General features: G+C 70.6%; 1 protein-coding gene. It reads right to left on the bottom strand.

Annotation, left to right across the window (positions count from 1 at the left end):
- On the bottom strand, nt 1-364 hold a 364-nt coding region (locus AC1DUE_RS20865; protein WP_477041301.1), incomplete at both ends, for a beta-ketoacyl synthase N-terminal-like domain-containing protein.

Here is a 364-nt window from a genome sequence, read left to right as displayed (position 1 = left end):
CCGCGACATCGCCCTGCGGCGTCGACGTGGCGTGCGCGTTGAGGTGCACGACCTCCGACGGCTTGAGATCCGTCTGGTCCAGCAGGTTCTGCATGGCGGCAGCGATACCGCGACCGGTCGGCTCGGGCTGGGCGATGTGGTGGGCGTCCGCGGACAGGCCCTGGCCCAGCACCTCGCAGTAGACCTTGGCGCCACGCGCGGCCGCGTGCTCCGCGGACTCCAGGACGACGACACCGGCGCCCTCGCCGAGCACGAAGCCGTCACGGCCCGTGTCGTACGGACGCGACGCCTTCTGGGGCTCGTCGTTGTTCTTGGACATCGCCATCATGTTGGCGAACGCCGCGATCGGCAGCGGGTGGATGGC

It is taken from the genome of Cellulomonas sp. P4_A2 (assembly GCF_056402515.1).
Note: the sequence above shows the minus strand (reverse complement) of the source record. Positions and strands in the feature narration are given on the sequence as shown.